This is a genomic window from Azospirillum argentinense (assembly GCF_000632475.1).
Taxonomy (GTDB): domain Bacteria; phylum Pseudomonadota; class Alphaproteobacteria; order Azospirillales; family Azospirillaceae; genus Azospirillum; species Azospirillum baldaniorum.
Map to the genome: position 1 here is coordinate 451,825 of NZ_CP007794.1, position 16,262 is coordinate 468,086.

General features: G+C 60.5%; 17 protein-coding genes and 1 tRNA gene. 11 read left to right on the forward strand and 7 right to left on the reverse strand.

What is annotated here, in order from left to right; all coding sequences use genetic code 11:
* The first annotated feature begins 123 nt into the window (after window positions 1-123).
* The 10 genes from ABAZ39_RS16225 (at window position 124) to ABAZ39_RS16255 (ending at window position 7,085) form a co-directional block, all read left to right on the forward strand.
* Window positions 124-414, forward strand: coding sequence for a hypothetical protein (locus ABAZ39_RS16225; RefSeq protein ID WP_144243577.1), 291 nt, complete (start codon window positions 124-126; stop codon window positions 412-414).
* A 24-nt stretch (window positions 415-438) separates the two neighbouring features.
* Window positions 439-720: a hypothetical protein gene (locus ABAZ39_RS16230; protein ID WP_040134000.1), complete on the forward strand. Its 282-nt coding sequence runs from the start codon at window positions 439-441 to the stop codon at window positions 718-720.
* Between the two features lie 82 nt (window positions 721-802).
* Window positions 803-2,770, forward strand: a complete 1,968-nt coding sequence (locus ABAZ39_RS16235) for a hypothetical protein (protein WP_040134001.1) — start codon at window positions 803-805, stop codon at window positions 2,768-2,770.
* Window positions 2,760-3,380, forward strand: coding sequence for a hypothetical protein (locus ABAZ39_RS16240; protein WP_040134002.1), 621 nt, complete (start codon window positions 2,760-2,762; stop codon window positions 3,378-3,380). Before ABAZ39_RS16235 ends, ABAZ39_RS16240 begins: the two co-directional genes overlap by 11 nt.
* A 98-nt stretch (window positions 3,381-3,478) precedes the next feature.
* The gene (locus ABAZ39_RS16245; protein WP_040134003.1) at window positions 3,479-3,979 is read left to right on the forward strand and encodes a hypothetical protein; all 501 of its coding nucleotides are present in this window, start codon (window positions 3,479-3,481) and stop codon (window positions 3,977-3,979) included.
* Window positions 3,963-4,139: a hypothetical protein gene (locus ABAZ39_RS36180; protein ID WP_160174835.1), complete on the forward strand. Its 177-nt coding sequence runs from the start codon at window positions 3,963-3,965 to the stop codon at window positions 4,137-4,139. Before ABAZ39_RS16245 ends, ABAZ39_RS36180 begins: the two co-directional genes overlap by 17 nt.
* Window positions 4,140-4,212: 73 nt before the next feature.
* A complete protein-coding gene (locus tag ABAZ39_RS16250) occupies window positions 4,213-4,686 on the forward strand; it encodes a lysozyme (protein WP_051658181.1) in 474 nt (157 codons plus the stop codon).
* A gap of 248 nt (window positions 4,687-4,934) precedes the next feature.
* Window positions 4,935-5,561, forward strand: a complete 627-nt coding sequence (locus ABAZ39_RS35665) for a hypothetical protein (protein WP_144243578.1) — start codon at window positions 4,935-4,937, stop codon at window positions 5,559-5,561.
* A gap of 501 nt (window positions 5,562-6,062) precedes the next feature.
* Complete coding sequence (locus ABAZ39_RS37405; protein ID WP_257722225.1) at window positions 6,063-6,197, forward strand: hypothetical protein; 135 nt, start codon at window positions 6,063-6,065, stop codon at window positions 6,195-6,197.
* Between the two features lie 180 nt (window positions 6,198-6,377).
* On the forward strand, window positions 6,378-7,085 hold the full coding sequence (locus tag ABAZ39_RS16255) for a hypothetical protein (protein ID WP_040134004.1): 708 nt from the start codon (window positions 6,378-6,380) through the stop codon (window positions 7,083-7,085).
* A 43-nt stretch (window positions 7,086-7,128) separates the two neighbouring features.
* On the opposite strand, the gene ABAZ39_RS34305 is transcribed toward ABAZ39_RS16255, so the two are convergent.
* From ABAZ39_RS34305 to ABAZ39_RS16265, 3 genes are all read right to left on the reverse strand, one after another.
* Entirely contained in the window at window positions 7,129-7,665 is a 537-nt protein-coding gene (locus ABAZ39_RS34305) for a DpnI domain-containing protein (RefSeq protein WP_372684166.1), read from the reverse strand.
* A 153-nt stretch (window positions 7,666-7,818) separates the two neighbouring features.
* Window positions 7,819-8,322 (reverse strand): hypothetical protein, encoded by a 504-nt coding sequence (locus tag ABAZ39_RS16260; protein WP_040134005.1) that lies wholly within the window; start codon window positions 8,320-8,322, stop codon window positions 7,819-7,821.
* Window positions 8,322-9,896, reverse strand: a complete 1,575-nt coding sequence (locus ABAZ39_RS16265) for a hypothetical protein (protein WP_040134006.1) — start codon at window positions 9,894-9,896, stop codon at window positions 8,322-8,324. The genes ABAZ39_RS16260 and ABAZ39_RS16265 overlap by 1 nt, the downstream gene beginning before the upstream one ends.
* Window positions 9,897-10,215: 319 nt before the next feature.
* Between ABAZ39_RS16265 and ABAZ39_RS16270 the strand changes: the two genes are divergently transcribed.
* On the forward strand, window positions 10,216-10,380 hold the full coding sequence (locus ABAZ39_RS16270; RefSeq protein WP_372684167.1) for an XRE family transcriptional regulator: 165 nt from the start codon (window positions 10,216-10,218) through the stop codon (window positions 10,378-10,380).
* Window positions 10,381-10,718: 338 nt separating this feature from the next.
* Here the strand turns inward: ABAZ39_RS16270 and ABAZ39_RS35670 are convergent, their stop codons facing one another.
* From ABAZ39_RS35670 to ABAZ39_RS16280, 4 genes are all read right to left on the reverse strand, one after another.
* Complete coding sequence (locus ABAZ39_RS35670; protein ID WP_144243579.1) at window positions 10,719-11,735, reverse strand: hypothetical protein; 1,017 nt, start codon at window positions 11,733-11,735, stop codon at window positions 10,719-10,721.
* On the reverse strand, window positions 11,725-13,212 hold the full coding sequence (locus ABAZ39_RS34310; RefSeq protein ID WP_081863100.1) for an AAA family ATPase: 1,488 nt from the start codon (window positions 13,210-13,212) through the stop codon (window positions 11,725-11,727). The genes ABAZ39_RS35670 and ABAZ39_RS34310 overlap by 11 nt, the downstream gene beginning before the upstream one ends.
* Before the next feature lie 1,456 nt (window positions 13,213-14,668).
* Window positions 14,669-15,886, reverse strand: a complete 1,218-nt coding sequence (locus ABAZ39_RS16275) for a tyrosine-type recombinase/integrase (RefSeq protein WP_051658182.1) — start codon at window positions 15,884-15,886, stop codon at window positions 14,669-14,671.
* A gap of 231 nt (window positions 15,887-16,117) precedes the next feature.
* Window positions 16,118-16,207, reverse strand: a tRNA-Ser gene (locus tag ABAZ39_RS16280).
* Window positions 16,208-16,262 lie beyond the last annotated feature (55 nt).

Here is a 16,262-nt window from a genome sequence, read left to right on the forward strand (position 1 = left end):
GCTCTACACCGAGATATTCGGTTGCGCCCGCACCGACCATAACACCTTTTCATGAATGTTGCGTTGCATCAATTGCCCGCCCGGCCCCCGCCCGGCGGGCTTTCGCCGTTCTGGAGCTTCCTCATGACGCACAAGCGAATGGGCGCGCCGCTGCCGCCCGAGGTGCTGATCGCCCAGGCTGGGGGGACCCTGGCCGAGGTGAACCACGCCGTCAGCCGCGGAATCTGCGAGGCGTTCGGCATGCCCGTCCCCGTGCCCTGGGCTGAACTCGACAAGCCGCAGAAGGACGCCGCGATCAAGGACGCAATCGCCCTGATGCGGGACCCGGACGCGGAGCCGTCCCCGGACCTGTACCTGGAGGATCGCGTCCTGTTCGGCGCGCAGAAGGCGCTCGCCGCCGTGCTGACGAAGTGAGGGCGCCATGGCCTCCCGTCCACCATGGCGCAGGGCGCGCAGGCGTCGGCGCTCCAGCGGACGGGCGTGGCCGCGACCCTGGCATCCCGTGCCATGGCCGGTCTGAACGCCGCGACCGCTTTTGTCGGCGGGCCTGCCAGTGCCGCCCTGATGGCCGGCGCCGGGGCCGTGGCCTACTTCGCCATGCAGTCCACGCAAGCCGAGGAGGCGACCCGGCTGCACGAAACCGCGATGCGCGATTTCGGCACGGCGGTGGACGGCAGCACGGACAAGCTGCGTGACATGACGGAGGAGGTCCCTCTCTGACGGCACCGGTTTCAGCCGCATCAGGTTCCTTGCCGATGGGCGGCTGGCGCTCACCAGGAGCGGCGGCGACGCCTCGCTGTGGGTGGGGCCGCTCCCCTATGCTTCGGCGACCGCGAGCGCATGGCGCACCGAAACCTATAGCGCGGCCACCGTTGTCCACATCGGCGGCTCCGGCGAGTCCACCTCCCTCGCATCTGCCGGCGACACGCTGTGCATCGGTCGCAGTGACCGCCTGACCTTGCTGGCCCGCGACGCCACCAACCCCACGGCAGGGAGCATGGCGGCCTACATCGCGCCGCGGTTTGCAACCGGCTGGATGGTCGGCGACGTGCGGCTGGCCGCGCTGTGCGACGCCATGACCGGTGCGGTGACTGGCACGGAGATGATCATTAACGGCGGATTCGATACCGGCTTCGCCAACTGGCAGGCAGGGACCAATGCGTCCTTGTCGGTGGTCGCCGGGAAAATGCGCGTGGCATCTCCGTCCGACGCCTGGGTGATCGCGGAGCAAAACATCGCGGCCGTGGTCGGGCAGACCTATGCGGTGGCGGCCAACGCCAACAAAGGGACGGCCGGGTCCGGGGTCATCCGGTGCTGGGGCGTCGAAGGGGCGCCCGTCGATCGCACGGCCACGTCCAGCATAGATTTCTCGCAGATATGGCAAGTCACGGCTGCCCTGGCTACTGCCACCGTGCAGCTTCAGGTCCGGCCGGTTGCCGGCAGTTCCGGGCAATACGCGGAATTCGACAACATTTCGATGCGCCCAGGCTCTGCCGACCGCAGCTACAACGGGGTGCCGCTTGCGGTCATGGGGACGACCCCGATTCAGCGCACAGCCGTAGCAACGGGTGGCATGGTCGAGTGGTCGGGCTTTGCCACGACGGCTTGGCTGGAACAGCCGTTCAGCGCCCGCCTGCAATTTGGGTCCGGGCCGCTGTCCATGCCTCTCGTCTTCCGGGCGGGTGAAGGGTCTGGGACCGAAACGTTGGTGTCCCGCGACAGCACGTCCACGGGCGCCCGCTGGCGGCTGCTGCTGACCGGCGGCGGCGCGCTCCAACTGGTGGCGGCGGACGGGACGAACACCGTCTCGGCCACGACGGCGGCGACCTATCGTGACGGCGCCCGCCGCGAGGTGGTGCCGGTGCTCAACCGCTCGCTGACGCGCCTGGAAATCTGGGTGGACGGCGAGCTGGCCGCCACAGCGGCGCTCGGGTCGCTGGGCTCCCTGGACAATGCCGCCGCGACGCTTCGTGTCGGCTTGGATCAGCAGGGCGCCAACCCGGCGACAACCTGTGCCATCGCCATGCTGCGGATCACGGCGTCGGAGATGTCCCCCGCGCAAATTCGGCGTTCCGCCGCCGACATGCGCCCCGTCCTGGCCGGACAACCGATCTTCCTTGCCGGCGGCCCCGGCGTCACCGCGCTCTCTCGCTGCCCCCTCACCGACCGAGTGGCGGCCTTCACGGCGGCGGGGAGCAACCTCATCCGTGGTCTGGTGCGCTTTGCCTTCCACACCAGCACCACCATCGCGTCAGCCACCAGCAACAACCACAAGGCGGGCTCGCTCTGCGGCGGCACGCTGCTGATCGGGACTGCGGCGCAGGCGGCGGCGCTGATTGACGCGTTGCCCGGCAAGGAGGCGATTCTTACCGCCGGCCCGCGCCCGGTCGGGGGCGGATTCGTCGCCCGCGGCGTCACGACCGATGCGACCCCGCTTGATCTGGCGCCGCGCGTCTTCGTCGGCGAGCGGGAGACGGTGCTGGTGGAGGCGCGGATCATCGGGCGCGTCGTCGGCGCCGCGGACACGGAACGGCTCAGCTACGTCCGGCGCGCGACCTACTACCGAGATGCCGGCGGCGCCATCACGCTCCAGGGCAGCGTTCAGGCCAGCGGCACGGACACCGAGGTCACCGGTACCGCCGACGCCACCCTGGCGATTGTCGGCGATTGGGTGGCCGCCCGCGTGACCGGTGTGACCGGCAAGCGCATCAGGTGGGATTCCACCTTCACTGTTACCCGCATCAGCGAGGAGACCAGCTATGCAGCCTGACCAGATGCCCGACAGCTACAAGGGCGGGCGCCTGCTGTACCGCTGGCAGTGGGTGCAGCTTCATCCGGCGGTGCTGGACCCGGAGACCGGCGGCGAGCTAGAGCCCGCTGTCTTCGGCGCGCGCTGCCCGGAACCGCCGCTGGACGTGTTCGACGCCGCGCCGGAGGAGATCGAGACGACGCTGCTGACGAATGCCGAGGTCCGGGCGCTGGTGGCTGCGGCCCTGCCGCCGGGCCTGCCCTCCGCTCCGCCGGCGCCGCTGGGCGAGTTGAAGGCCGCCGCGGTGGACCTCATCAACGCCCGCGTCGGCGAGCTGCGCGCGCAGCATATCACCGTGACGGTGGGGCAGAGCGCGACGTACCTCGAAAAGCAGGAGGAGGCGGAGCAGCACGCGGCCGGCGACAGCGGCCCGTTCCCCTACTTGGCGGCAGAAGCCGCCGCCACGGACACCAGCTTGGACGACATCGCCGCTCTGGTCGGCGCCACGGCAGCCGCCTGGACCGCGGTTAATGCCGACCTGGAGGGCAAACGCCGCGCCGCGGTGGAGGCGGTCAAAGCTGCCGAGACGCACGTCCAGGTCTTCCAGGCCTGCACTCATCTTCGGGCCTGATCACCCACGACAAGACTCCCAACCCGTCCACGATCCCGGCCGCCGCGAGCGGCCTTTTTCATGCCCGCGCCACGGCGCCGGGGCACAACGGAGGCAGCATGCCCACCCTTCGCTTGATCGTTTACGTCCTGGCCGGTGCGCTCACCGCCGGGGCGGCCCTGGCTGCGTCCGATCCACCAGCCCCGGACCAGCTCGTCGTATCGCTCGACCGGCTGGCTGACCTGCTGGAGCAGGGCGGGCCTGCCGTCTATGCCCTGCTGGGCGTCCTAGCCTTGGCCTTCCTGGCGACGCTGGGCGCCTTCGTCATCGTCATCATGGCGGGGTTTCAGAACCTGCCGCGAGTGGCCCGCCCGGTGGCGGATGCCTTCGCGACGATCCGGGGGGGACCGACCCAGAGGGAGGAGGCGCTGCGCCGGGAGAACACGGCCCTGCGTGCCGAGGTCGAGACCCTGACCGGCAAGGTGTCGGTGCTGGAGCATGCCGACGAGGAACACCGCCGCATCGTCGGAGTGCTGCTGGACCGTCTCGAAGCCGCCAACATCGATGTCGCCGCGGTGCGCGCGATCTACCGAGCCAAACCCGATGCAGTCCCGGCCTGACCCCGCGCCGCCCGATGCCCAGCAGGTCGCCGACAAGGCCCTGGCCGATTGCGGCGGGAACGAGGCCGCCGCCCGCCTCTTGCTGGCGCACCAGCTCATCGCCGCTGCCCGGTCAATCAGCAGCGGCTATCTGCGGCTCGGGCCGCCGGGGCGGTCCTGATTTTCGCGTTACCGTAACGCATAAATCCGCACCTCCCGTACCCTCCCACAAATCGAAACGGGAAATGTAAACCATGCCCAACGTGCCTTCCGGCGCGGCGATCCCGCGCGAGATTCACCCCGACGCCTTGGCCCTCGTCCGCCACTTCGAGGGCCTGTACCTCAATGCCTACCTGTGCCCGGCCGGCGTGCCGACTATCGGCTACGGCCACACCGCCGGGGTCCGGATGGGGCAGACCATCGATGGCCTCCAGGCTGAGGTCTTCCTGCGCGCCGACATGGCCGAGGCCGCCGCGCAGGTCGACAAGCTGGTGACGGTCCCGCTGACCGATCGGCAACGCGGCGCCCTGGCGAGCTTCGTGTTCAACCTGGGGGCCGGCGCGCTGCGGGATTCCACGCTGCGGAGCATGCTCAACAAGGGCGACTACAAGGGCGCTGCCGGCCAGTTCGGACGCTGGGTCTATGCCACGGTCAACGGCGAGAAGGTGCAGCTTCCGGGATTGGTGAAGCGCAGGGCCGCGGAGGCGAAGCTGTTCGAGACAACATGACCGCCCCCAACGGACCGCGCTGGCCATGTCAATTTTTCGACCATTCGCATTAAGCGGTTGGGCTCCCGTCAGGCATCACACGCGCAGAATCTCATCATGCGATTGATGAATGTCCAATCGGGTGGTGCGTCGCCCTCATTGGGCCTAAAGCATAAAGGCTCGACAAATCAGGCCACCACTGGCGGGCTATTGGGCAGTGTGCGCCTCCGCGCTTATTGTCGCAAGGTACGCCAGAGGAGGAGGAAACAATGACATTGGCCAAATTCATCGGAGCCCAAGATTACTCGACTTGGCTCCACTTCAACGGCTATCAGCGGCGGCTATACGTGGTCGGCTCTTCCCGCGCCAGCATTCCCATTACGGCTTGGTCTGGCGGCGGGCAGACCAACCGTTTGAACCTTGACCGCCGGACCGACATGCAGGCGAAACACAAAAGTGCGGTGCCGACCGACGAATCTCCGCTCAATCCTTATCAGGGCTCCTCCGACAGCAACAAGGTGTCGGTCGTTGACCACAAAGGAAAATCCAAAGAAGTTGCCAAGATCAGAGGTGGTGTACTCCCGCCAGGAGAATGGGTTGCTGTTGCAAAAAGCGCTCCTGAGTATCGTATGCCAAATACAGGGCTCGGAGATATTCTGTGGTGGCTCTACCCTCATCGCCTCAATGATTTCTACAAGGGGTCAGAGCGCGATCTCAATACATTTTACATCCACATCGCAGGGTATCTGGGCAGCGACGGATGCATCGTTATGGATTACGACAATTTGGTATTGCTTACGGCAAAGTTGAAGGGGCGTTCCTACACGTTCCTGAGAAGTGCGGTCTACGAGGGCGGGGAACTAGGCACGGGACGAAACGTCTCAAACATCGCCTGATCGCCTGCGCCGCGCTGGGTCATGGAAGCTTGGCCCCGCCGGCCGGTGCTTTCACGCAAAGCGAAACAAGAGGGGCGTCGGGCCGCGCTCAGTTCCGACTTCGCGGGGTCGAACAACTCTGGTCGGGCATTCAGAATAGGCCGCGCTTGCTGCCCTAATGGCCCACACAATGCGAATAGCTGATTCTTCCAACCACCCCGTAGGACCGGATCAGGCGGCGCGGGCGCTCACGCAAGTGGGTTCCCGAAAACCGCGTCTCAGGTCAAGCGGAGTGCAGAATCAGGGAACTTGCGCATATCCGCAAGCCGGCCGCCCGACCCGCCACGCATAGTCGCGCGCATATCTCGCGCCCGATTCCGTAAAGCCCAGCGCCGTCGGCGTGGGCGAATCCGCCGAAACGTCAACAGCGCGCCGGTTTGTCAACCACACCTCGAAATGTCAACCAGCCGCCCGGCATCCCGCCCGGCGGCTTTTCTGTGCCCGCAAGGAGGGGCCGCAACCATGAACGTCCTGAAGTCCAAGAAGCTCGCCGCCCTGGCCGTCATCGTCGTCCTGGGCATCGTGGACCAGTTCGCCGGGACCGACTTCCTGTCGGCGGCATGGTCGAGCCTGTGGCCCACCCTGGCCGCGCCGTAACCCTCCGCCGGGATGTTGGTTTTCCCCTGCTTCGGGGAAAACCTGCCCCGCAGTGGGGCGCTTGAAGGTGACCCGATAGAATCGGGTCAGTTACGCTCGCCCGATCCGGCGGACCTTGCAACCCGATGGTTTCGGGTTGCAACCCTTCTCTCCATCACCAAGGACCCTATCGTGAACGCCATGTTCCCGGCGCGCACTGTCGCGCCCGATTTCCGCCTTGTCGAAACCCTGAACCTGGGCGCCGGCCCGCTTGTCCCTGCGCTGGGCGCCGCGCGAGACCGTCTGTGCGGCGAACTGGTCGCCCGCGGCGTGACGCCGATCCTGTGCGAGTCCTGGCCGGACCTGCAGGCGCTGAACACCCGGCACCGTGAGAGCTGGTTCCCGATGCTGCCCAAGCCGGCCAGCGCCCCAGCCTTCTGGCTCGGGCTGGTCGATGGGGAAGGGGAGGTGGTCGCCACCCACGCCGTGGTGCTGCTCGACTGCACGGCCTCCAGCTTCGGCGCCCGGCTGGCGGACCTGTCGGCGTTCCACGACGGCATGCCGCCGGCCGATGAGTGGTGCTTCGCTCCGAGCGAAGTAGCTTACGACACCCGTGGTGCTGTGGCCTGGATCGTGGCTGGCTGGACCCGTCCGGACTGGCGCGGGGCCGGGCTGTTTCACCGGCTGGGCGCGTTGGTGCGGCTGGCTGCCCTGGCCCGATGGAACCCGAAATGGGTGGTCGGCTTGGTCGATCCGGAGACGGTCCCGGTGTGGAGCGGGCGGGGCGGTGGCCGGCGCCGGCTGGAGGAGCGGCCCGGCGTCCTCTATCACCAGAACGGCGTCGGGCGGCTCCCGTTGCACTTCATGCGGTGGTGCCGCCCGGGGGTGCTGCTGGATTTGACCACATAGGTGCACAAGATTGCTGACTGAACCTTGCTTGGGTTGAGCGAGTTCAATAGCTTTGGTCTAATGGAGCAAGGTTTTGACCCGCACTCCAAAACAGGCGCACGAAGCGCCCCCTCACATTATCCAACTGAAGAAGGTAACCCTGCCATCCTGCGCGCTTAGCTGCAGGCGACAGTGGCTTTCTAGGAACAAACATGGCATCTTCCTGTAAGTCTTTCGATAAAAAGTAAATTGAAAAATCCGATCGATCTTTCAGGGAAAGAACTAAATACAGAGAGAAATATATAGCTGCTTCCATTCTCTCACGCTGAGGCTCCCAAGCCGCACCTAGAATTTGCCGAGGGATGGTATTCACATCAGAAACTGTACATGTCTTAACTTGAGACAGATAGCCGCAGAAATCGCAGATCAAATCCGCGCATTTGAAGTTTGGCGGTAGAAGCTTCATCGTCTTTGACCGTTTGCACGACGGACAAAAACATAATTCGCTGACTTTTTTCTCTCCCCAATCCCCTAACGACTGCTTTTCCGTTCTCGCCACAATAGGCACCCTCTGCGAATCAATATTACGGTGAAGATGCACGGGCGACGGACACATTGACAAGCGAATCTTCTCGGCTGCTTCCGGGGATCAACTCACGTTGGGTTCGTCTGAGCATGGATCAAAACCTCTACTGACTGCAGGTCCACCAAAGGGCTTGATGCGCCAGAATGAGGTTTTGATCCGTGCTATTGTTCAATGCAGCGCCTTCACATCGATGCAGGCCAGCACGGCACGCCGCCCGCCGTCCGACCAGCCGAACAGGGCCTGCACATAATCGAAGGGCCGCCCGAGCCCGGCGACGGCGAAGCGATTGAAGAGCGCCTCCCCGCCGACCATGGCCTCGATATACTCCGCCCCGACGCGGCGGGCGAACTCGGTGTGTGGGTCCCGGTCCACCGGCTGGTCGAGAACGGAGCGCGCCCACCCGCGGCCGAGAACCCCGACCGTGGTTGCGCCGATGTAGCAGAACCGGAGCGGGTCCGCCGGTCCTTCGGAGGCGAGGAAGGTGCACCGGTCCAACAGGCCGCTCTCCTTCAGGAACCGAAACACGGCGGGGGTCAGGGTCCGTTGCCGCTGGCACTCCGCCACGATCTGCTGTTGCCAATCCACGGCGTTGCGCATGGTCAGGCGTCGGGCGTCGATGACGACTTCCGCCGCCCGCCGGGTGCCTTGGTCGGGGAAATGGAGGACGGGCATCACGCGGCCTCCCGATGATAGGCGTCAACCATGGCGGCGAACATCGTGCGGACCTGCTCCGGACGGCACCCGCCCGCAGCGGCGCCGGCCTGCACCATGGCTTCGGTGGGGGTGTCGGGGATTGCCAGGGACGTCGGCGCCTCTGTCCGGAACGCCGCGATGGTTTCCGCGAAAGCGTCGGTCTCCGGTGCCGTGGGTGTGACGAATGGTCCAGCGGCGACCGTGGCGCCTTCGAGGTGTGCAATCAGCCGCCACAGCGCCACGAGGTCCCCGGCCGAATTCAGCACCGCCGGCATCGGCCCGCCGAAACAGGACGGAGTGACCGCGGCATCCTCCGCCAGTCCGATCAGGTGCAGTTTCAGCCGTACCGCGACGCCGGCCAGTGTGAGGGGCATGGTCGCTTCGATCTCGTCCCTGAGGGTATCCACCACGAGCCAGGACGGTTCGTAGTCTTCATCGGTCAGTCCGTCGGGAAGCGCCTCGTAGGCACTCACCGCGGCGGTGTAGCGATTCCAGAGGGTAAGGAGATGAGCATCTGGTTGGGTGCGATTCTGCACTGGCCCGGCCGGGATGGCGGAGAGGAACGCAGCGGCCCGAAGCAAGGCGCCGAAAAGCGCCTCAGCGGTCGAGCCTTCCGCGTGCACGTCACAGAACGGCAGAGTGGAAGATGGGTGGCTGGCGATCCGCACCACCACCAAGGCGTCGGTGATGGTTTGCGGCGCCGTGGCGGAGACGGCGAGCGTGATGGTGTTCCATTCATCCACCAACCGGTCGGCGCTTTCCTCGTCTTCATCGGGAAGGGCGAGGTGTTCCGCATGGTTGGCGGCGATCCGGTCGGCGGCCTGGGTGAAGGTCATCCCGAGCGACGGGAGGATGGTGCTGCCAGTCCCAGCCGCCGCGATCCCGGACGGCACCCCAGCCAGCACCGCATGAACGCGCCGGATCGTGGCGGCGTCCGTCTCGTCGGCGCTTTCGCCAACCGCCATGCCAGTATCCGGATCGGCCAGCAATTCGAGCTGTGCCAGAGCGTCGGCGGGAGTCCTGGGTTCGGCCTTCAGCACCGCTTCCGTGATGCGGATCGCGTCGGCAGCGATCTTGTCCGACTCGGTGTCGTCCGCCTCAGCGGCCTCACGCCACCGCCGCCGGATCGAGGCGACGGCATCCGTGAAAGTCATGTCGAGCGCGGGGATGGTGCTGCTCCCCTCCGTGGCCTGGACGGTGGCCCGCAGTTCGGACAGGTAGGCGTGCAGCCCTTCCGCGAGGGCCATATCCACGGCTTCCGGGACCGCGTGCGTGGTGATGTCCTGCCGCGCCAGATTCAGATATTGGCCGGCGGCGGCCAAGGCATCGGCAAGGCTGCGGATGGGGACGGCATGCACGCGCTTGGTGAGGGTGTGATCCTGCTCCATCCAGAGCGCAATGCGCTGGTCGGCGCTGAGCGACGGGTCCGCTTCGGTTGCCCGATAGTCGTTTTCCCATTCGGACAGCGCGTCGGACAGCGGCGCCGCGGTGCCAAGCAGCAGGGCACGCAGCGACGGTAAGGCGGATTGCCCGGGGTCGTCACGTTCAGCCATGGCGCACCTCCGCCGGCACGAACAGGTTGCCCAGCACCGCGTGCGGAAGGCGCCATAAAGGCAAGGGTGTGGTATTCTCGGAATCAGCCATGATCCGTAGCTCCAGTCAGCTCGATTGTGGTCAGGCCGGGCCGGGTGGTTCCAGCACTCGGTTCGGCCGCTTGCCCAGATATCTGAGCCCTGCTACGATATTCCGAACAGGCGATGCCTGCAACGACAATCGTAGCGATGCTCAGAAATGCACCCTATCCAACTCGACATGGCGCTGGCCGCGGTAAAGTGGGGCGTCCGTGATCTTGCGGCAGCGGCGAACGTCTCTATGGACACGATTGCTCGCTTCAAGCGCGGCGAACGGGTGAAGGAAACCACGATCGATTCGATGCGCACCGCCCTTGAGGGGGCCGGCGTCGAGTTCATCCCCGAAGGACCCTACCAGGGCGACGGGGGTCCGGGCGCACGGCTGCGCCCGCACAGTGAGGGATGATGACCGGTCGGTATCGTCGCTGGTCGAGCGGGTATTGAAGGCTTAGAGTGCGGATCAAAACCGGGTAGGGCTGAGGTAAATCAACGGCTTCAGCCCACTTTCCACGGGTTTTGATAGGAGCTCTTAGTTGGTTGAGCGGGGTTATCTGCCGAAGGCTGAATGAGCAGTGCAGCGTCAGGTTACGTCCCAACAGATCAAAAAATGAAGTTGCGATGCGTTAGTGCGTGGCGGCATTTAAACCCACCGCCACTCAGTGTATACACCCTTGATAAATTTCCTTTACGTTGAAGACGCAACCTAAATTGCCTATAAACCTACCAAATATTAGCGCATGCACTTCAGAATATACTTATTCTGTTAGTACATAACCTGTTTAGCTTACCTTCGATTTCTCTGTAGATTTCAGACACAATTTTCATATTACAATCGTGCGACTTATCATCGTCACCATTTGGCCCCACAGTTGCACAGTCCAGCAACTCAACTCCGCTTCCAAGAGTTAATACACAATGATCATCAAAACGTAGGAACCTATCATGCTCTGGATACTTCGTCTTCATGCGAAGCTGAAGAGAACTCAACGCTCCCCCATTTATAGAAACAATCTCTTTCAAGTATCTTTCACATAGCTCTATTTTTGTTTGGCTTAATGATTGGGTATATATGATTAAGTTCTTATCATTTCCATTCGATATGGCTTTATTAAGCAAAAAGCATGTTCCATTTCTATCGATGATTTCTTCAACGCCATCAGATGGCGATTTGTTAATCGCGTCCGCAGCTCTCCAAATCCGTTCCAATGCAAACTTATCTGCAATCATTATTGTCGCTGAATAATGAACAAGCTTATCGATACGCTCTCTCCAAACACTCTCTCGAGTGACGCCGGGCATAATAGGGCTCTCAGACAATTCACGAGTTTTTCTAAATGCATTAGACGACGCAAGTGCTTCTAACCTGCATACCTCCAACTCTTCTTGACTAAAAATTCGAGTAAACTCACGATCATTGAACGACAAAAACCGAGCTGAGGAAGGACTAATACCGACAACAGAAGCATTGAATGCTGTTCTATGCTGTGGATGCCGAACTGGAAGCGACGGAAGCATGGCATAATCTAGATCGGCTCGCCGGAATCGCGCAGATGCCCTTTCGAATAACGTTCTTACGTCTTGCGGAGCCCTTACAAGAGCCTCTGAAAGTAAGTCTATATACTCCTTATTATTTGGACACACCCAGACCCCATAACGCCTCCAGCTCTCCAAAAAACTCTCAAAATTTGAGTAAAAAAGAGCATCATCATACGTTGATGAATGCCCTATTGCCTCTGGATCAATGAAGAATTCAACCAGCATTTTTACTTCCCGTCTTTGCCCAGCCCAGAATATCGCTATAAGAATCCGCAAAGAAACCATCTGGCCAAGAGTCTATAAACCTCCCCTTGCTGTCGATTTCCAAAGGAGTAACTATTGACCATCCATCTTTATCTTTGTCTATGTAATATACCTTGACGTCCTTTGCGTTGATTTTCCCGTTCTTTATATGCTGTTGAATTCGCAGCATTAACGACTCACTGTGCGTCTCGATAATCCACTGAATTCCCCTTCCAAAACTATCTGGCTTAGGCGTCGCTGTCTCAACAAAGAAATCCCCTAAATGAGCTTGCAAACGAGGATGCAAATGCAGCTCAGGCTGCTCAACGCAGATAGTTCTGCTAGTAAAAATAATGCCCTCGGTCAAGATGGGCATTATTTGTCCAATGCCGAAACCTACATCCTTAGGGGATACAGCTATTTCGGATTTTTTATCTGTTAGTTTTAAGACAATCAAGTTTCCCGATATATCACTTGATTGCTTTTCAACGGAGAGAGTATAAGGAATATCAAATCTCGCAAACCACTTGTTTATGTCATCTTGTATTTTTCTTCTACTCTTGAAGATCACATGCGCCATGTTCTCTCCGGAAGCACCGACAGTAGACGCAGCCGCCCCCGAGAATGAATAAAATCTTTGTGGATAGCTACGGAACGGACCTAGATAGCTTACAAGAGACAAAGCTCTAGAAGTATTATAGGTACAACTCGAAATAAAAGAGTCAACTATTGACTCGATATGCATGGTAAGTTTATCTCTCCCCTCCATCCTCCCAGGCGGGCGATAGACTGAGAAATCCATTTGGTACTTATCTAATGCATCGACGATCTGCTGTTCAGGGTATTTTTTGTTGAAGACTGACTTATCAAAATAGTACATTCTAGTGTCATAAATGAACCTCAAAAAGCTTTCCGCCCCCATATCGCGCGAGAAAGGTTTCTGGTATCGTTTTAGGATGCCAAACCTTTTTAAAAGCTTAGGCCTTGCATCCGGAAATAAATCATTTTGATTGTCTTCTCCTCGGCTATCTCTTTCACGAGATAACTTAAGAGTCGCACTCAGATTTCCATGCAAAGATGCCGAAAATGAATAAAGCTGATCTTTCTTGTATGTAAGAGTTAATTCAGTTGCCCCCTCAATCGCGCGCGTCCGATCATTTAAATGGTCGGAAGTTATTGAGACAGATAGACTCTTTGTGTCCTGATGGCCAGAAATGAGAGCCTTGAAGGTACCCAAGTCAACAAATTCCCCTTGGGTCACAAGCTCAGTAGCAATTTGCCGGCGCCTCTGACCTGGAAAATCACTTTGCCCAAAAGATTGCTTCAAAAGAAGTATCGATTGAATTACAGAACTTTTCCCTGCTGAATTGGGTCCATACAAAAGATTTATTTTTCCGAGCTCAAAATTCGTAAGAGACGAGAACGATTTGAAGTTGTGTATTTTCAGGCTTCTTATCATTTTTACTTATTACCTTTCTCAAACCTATCTTGCGGAAGGCGCGTCGTACGATGCATGGCATGCACGTTTGTAGTTCAATGCGAGCGATGAATGCAAGCGAAGAATGGGTCGCACAAGACCATCACGCCCTCTTGCGGGAGTAGGCGTTAACGAATATCCCCCCAATCCACTCTGTGGCACTTATAATCTCCAAAATGACTGTTGCCACAAAAAGATGGCCATTAGCTTTAGAGGCCAAATCAATTCCATTTTTATCCATGATGCCAACAGTAGCTTTCATCCATTGGTTATGATTATAAACGCAAGTCAAGCCCTGGCTCCTGCGTCCACAGCCATCTAGATTGCTTGGCCCATAAGCTGTTGTGATCGTAATTTTACGCTGTCACCGCTCTCGCACTGCCCCACTTCGTTAAGAGGGCAGATCAAAACCTCCGCTGTGCCGAGCAAAATTAACAGCTTGAGTTCATGGAGATGGAGTTTTGATTGGCGCTCTAAAGCTGTGGCCCCCACGGCCAAGGATCAGTTAACAAGCCCCTCCGGCTTCTCGTTGGTGCTGTAGGTGCTCGGGCCGGTGTCGCCGGCCAGGATGCGGCCCACGGCCATAGCTGGCTGTGCGGTGTGCATCCGCCCCACCGCAGATTCGGAGTGTGCTGCGCTTGAATCGTCACATGTGGCGAAATAAGATCATTGGAGAGGAGGACGGGGTGCGATCCCGTCCTCCGAACCTGATCTTAGCTGAGAAGTTCAAGCAACCGCTTGATGATCTCCAGAGCAAGGATCAGGAGGATGAAACACTCTTTCATCCTATCCTCTCCAGTGTGAGCGGCGGGGCGGTGACCAGTTCACCGCCCGTCCGCCCCCCCTAGCCGGTCTCCCCTCAACGAGTTCTGGCTTTATCGGCCAGCAGGCTGTCGCAACAAGGTGTTGGACCAGCACATCGTGACGTTCAGCCTTAGGCGAAGTCAACAATCACACAAATCTATCTGAGATAGGACAAGACAAACCGGAAATGTCTTTCCGAAAGTCGGAACGATCTTTCCGACTGATTTCGTCCTGTTCGGTTCACCCCGGTTCGGGGTGCCGGATAGGCTCGTGAGCCACGGATGTGATACTAGCCTGGGGTGGTCGCGCACTCAACTCTCAGCCGACTCGCAAGGGTGGTCTCGATGCCGATCGCACGTTGCTCCACGGGGCCACCCCGGTAGCCACGCGGTGTTCAGCCAAAACCGCTTCGTGCAGTTCCAGGAACACCGGCTCATCAAGGCTGACGGTGGGCTTCCGGAAGTAACATTCTTGCTCACTCCAGTTAGCGAGCAAGCGGATCAGAACGTCGGCACATGGCGGGATTGCGCCGGCTCCTGACTTTTCAGGAGCCGGCGGTCTGAACCAAGGGGTTCTTGCCACGATGATAAGAACCGACTTCACGGCGGAGAGGGGTTTGCCCCACGGTGGGGCACTACCCATCGACCTGTTCGGTTTCCTCGTCCAACCCGGTTACGAACTGTGCCCACGCCTGCATCAGCATACGCCGCTTTTCGAACAGATCCCCGCGCTGATAGGCGGCCACCACCTTGTTGCCCTGTGTATGGGATAACGCTGCCTCCGCTACGTCGTCCGGGAAATGGGTCTTCTCGGCAACCCAGGTCCGGAACGTGCTGCGGAATCCATGAGGGGTGACGTCCAGCTTCATTCTGCGGAGCGTCATGTTCATCGCCATGTTGGAAAGCGGGCGGTCCTTGGTCTGCCCGGTGAACACCAGCTCTCCCCTCCGGATCGCGCTCATCTTTCGCAGCAGTGCGAGGGTCGGTTCCGTCAGCGGCACCCGATGTTCGACACCAGGCTTCATCCGCTCTGGCGGGATGATCCAAACCCGCCTCTCCGTGTCGATCTCTGACCATTTCGCGCCCAGAACCTCGCTGGTTCGTGTGGCGGTCAAGATGGCCAGCTCCAGCGCCCGCGCCCCCATGCCGTCCTGAACCTGGAGCTTCGGCCAGAACGATGGCATCGAGGCGTAGGGCAGGGCGGTGTGATGCTCGACCTTCACCACATCATTCTTGGCGGGCAAGATGTGGTCGAGGTGGCCGCGCCACCGGGCTGGGTTCTCGCCTGACCGATGCCCGCGGACCTTGGCGTAGTCGAGAATCGATTCGATGCGCCCACGGACCCGGCTGGCCGTCTCCGTCTTGGTGGTCCAGATCGGTTCCAGAACCTTGAGCACGAGGTTGGTGTCGATGACGTTGATGGGTAGGCTCCCGATCAACGGATAGGCATAGGTTTCGAGCGTCGACGTCCATTGCGCTCCATGCTTGGCGCTCTTCCATCCGGCCTGCATCGATTCGATGTAGCTGGCCGCGCACTCCTTGAATGTCACGGCGCGGGCCGCCTGCAACGCCTGAGCGGCCTCCTGAGCCTTCCTGGCTTCGAGCGGGTCAGTTCCTGCCGCTACGGCCTTCTTCGCTTCTGCGGCCTTGTCTCGTGCCTGCGCGAGGCTGACAACGGTGGTTGAACCCAGCCCCATGTCCCTTCGCTTGCCGCCTATGGAGTAGCGGAAAATCCAGGTTTTTGCCCCCGTGGCGGTGACCTGGAGGTAGAGGCCATTGCCATCAGCGAAGAGGCCCGGGGTCCGAATCGTATCGACCTTTCGGGCTGTTAAGCCGGAAGCTTTTTTCGGCATTTTCCGCTCTGGATCAAAAGGTTAGCCCCGTGTTGATGGGTATCCTATGATGGGTAACGGAGCAGCGTCAGGACGGCGGTGATGGGTACGAGGCGCTACCCACTATCCTACCCATCATCAGGGGCCGGCTTCCGGCGGTCAAGGGCGATGGCTGGCGAAGGAGGTATCGGGCTAAAAGCCAGCAAACATGCGGTTTTAGCGGGGTTCAGCGAAGTTCGGCGAAGAAGGAATTGGCGGATGGGGTGGGATTCGAACCCACGGTGGAGTTGCCCCCACGCCAGTTTTCAAGACTGGAGCCTTAAACCGCTCGGCCACCCATCCAATCAACGCCTTCAAGGGCTTAGCCTTGCGCGTCGGGGGACCATCGCCTGCTGAT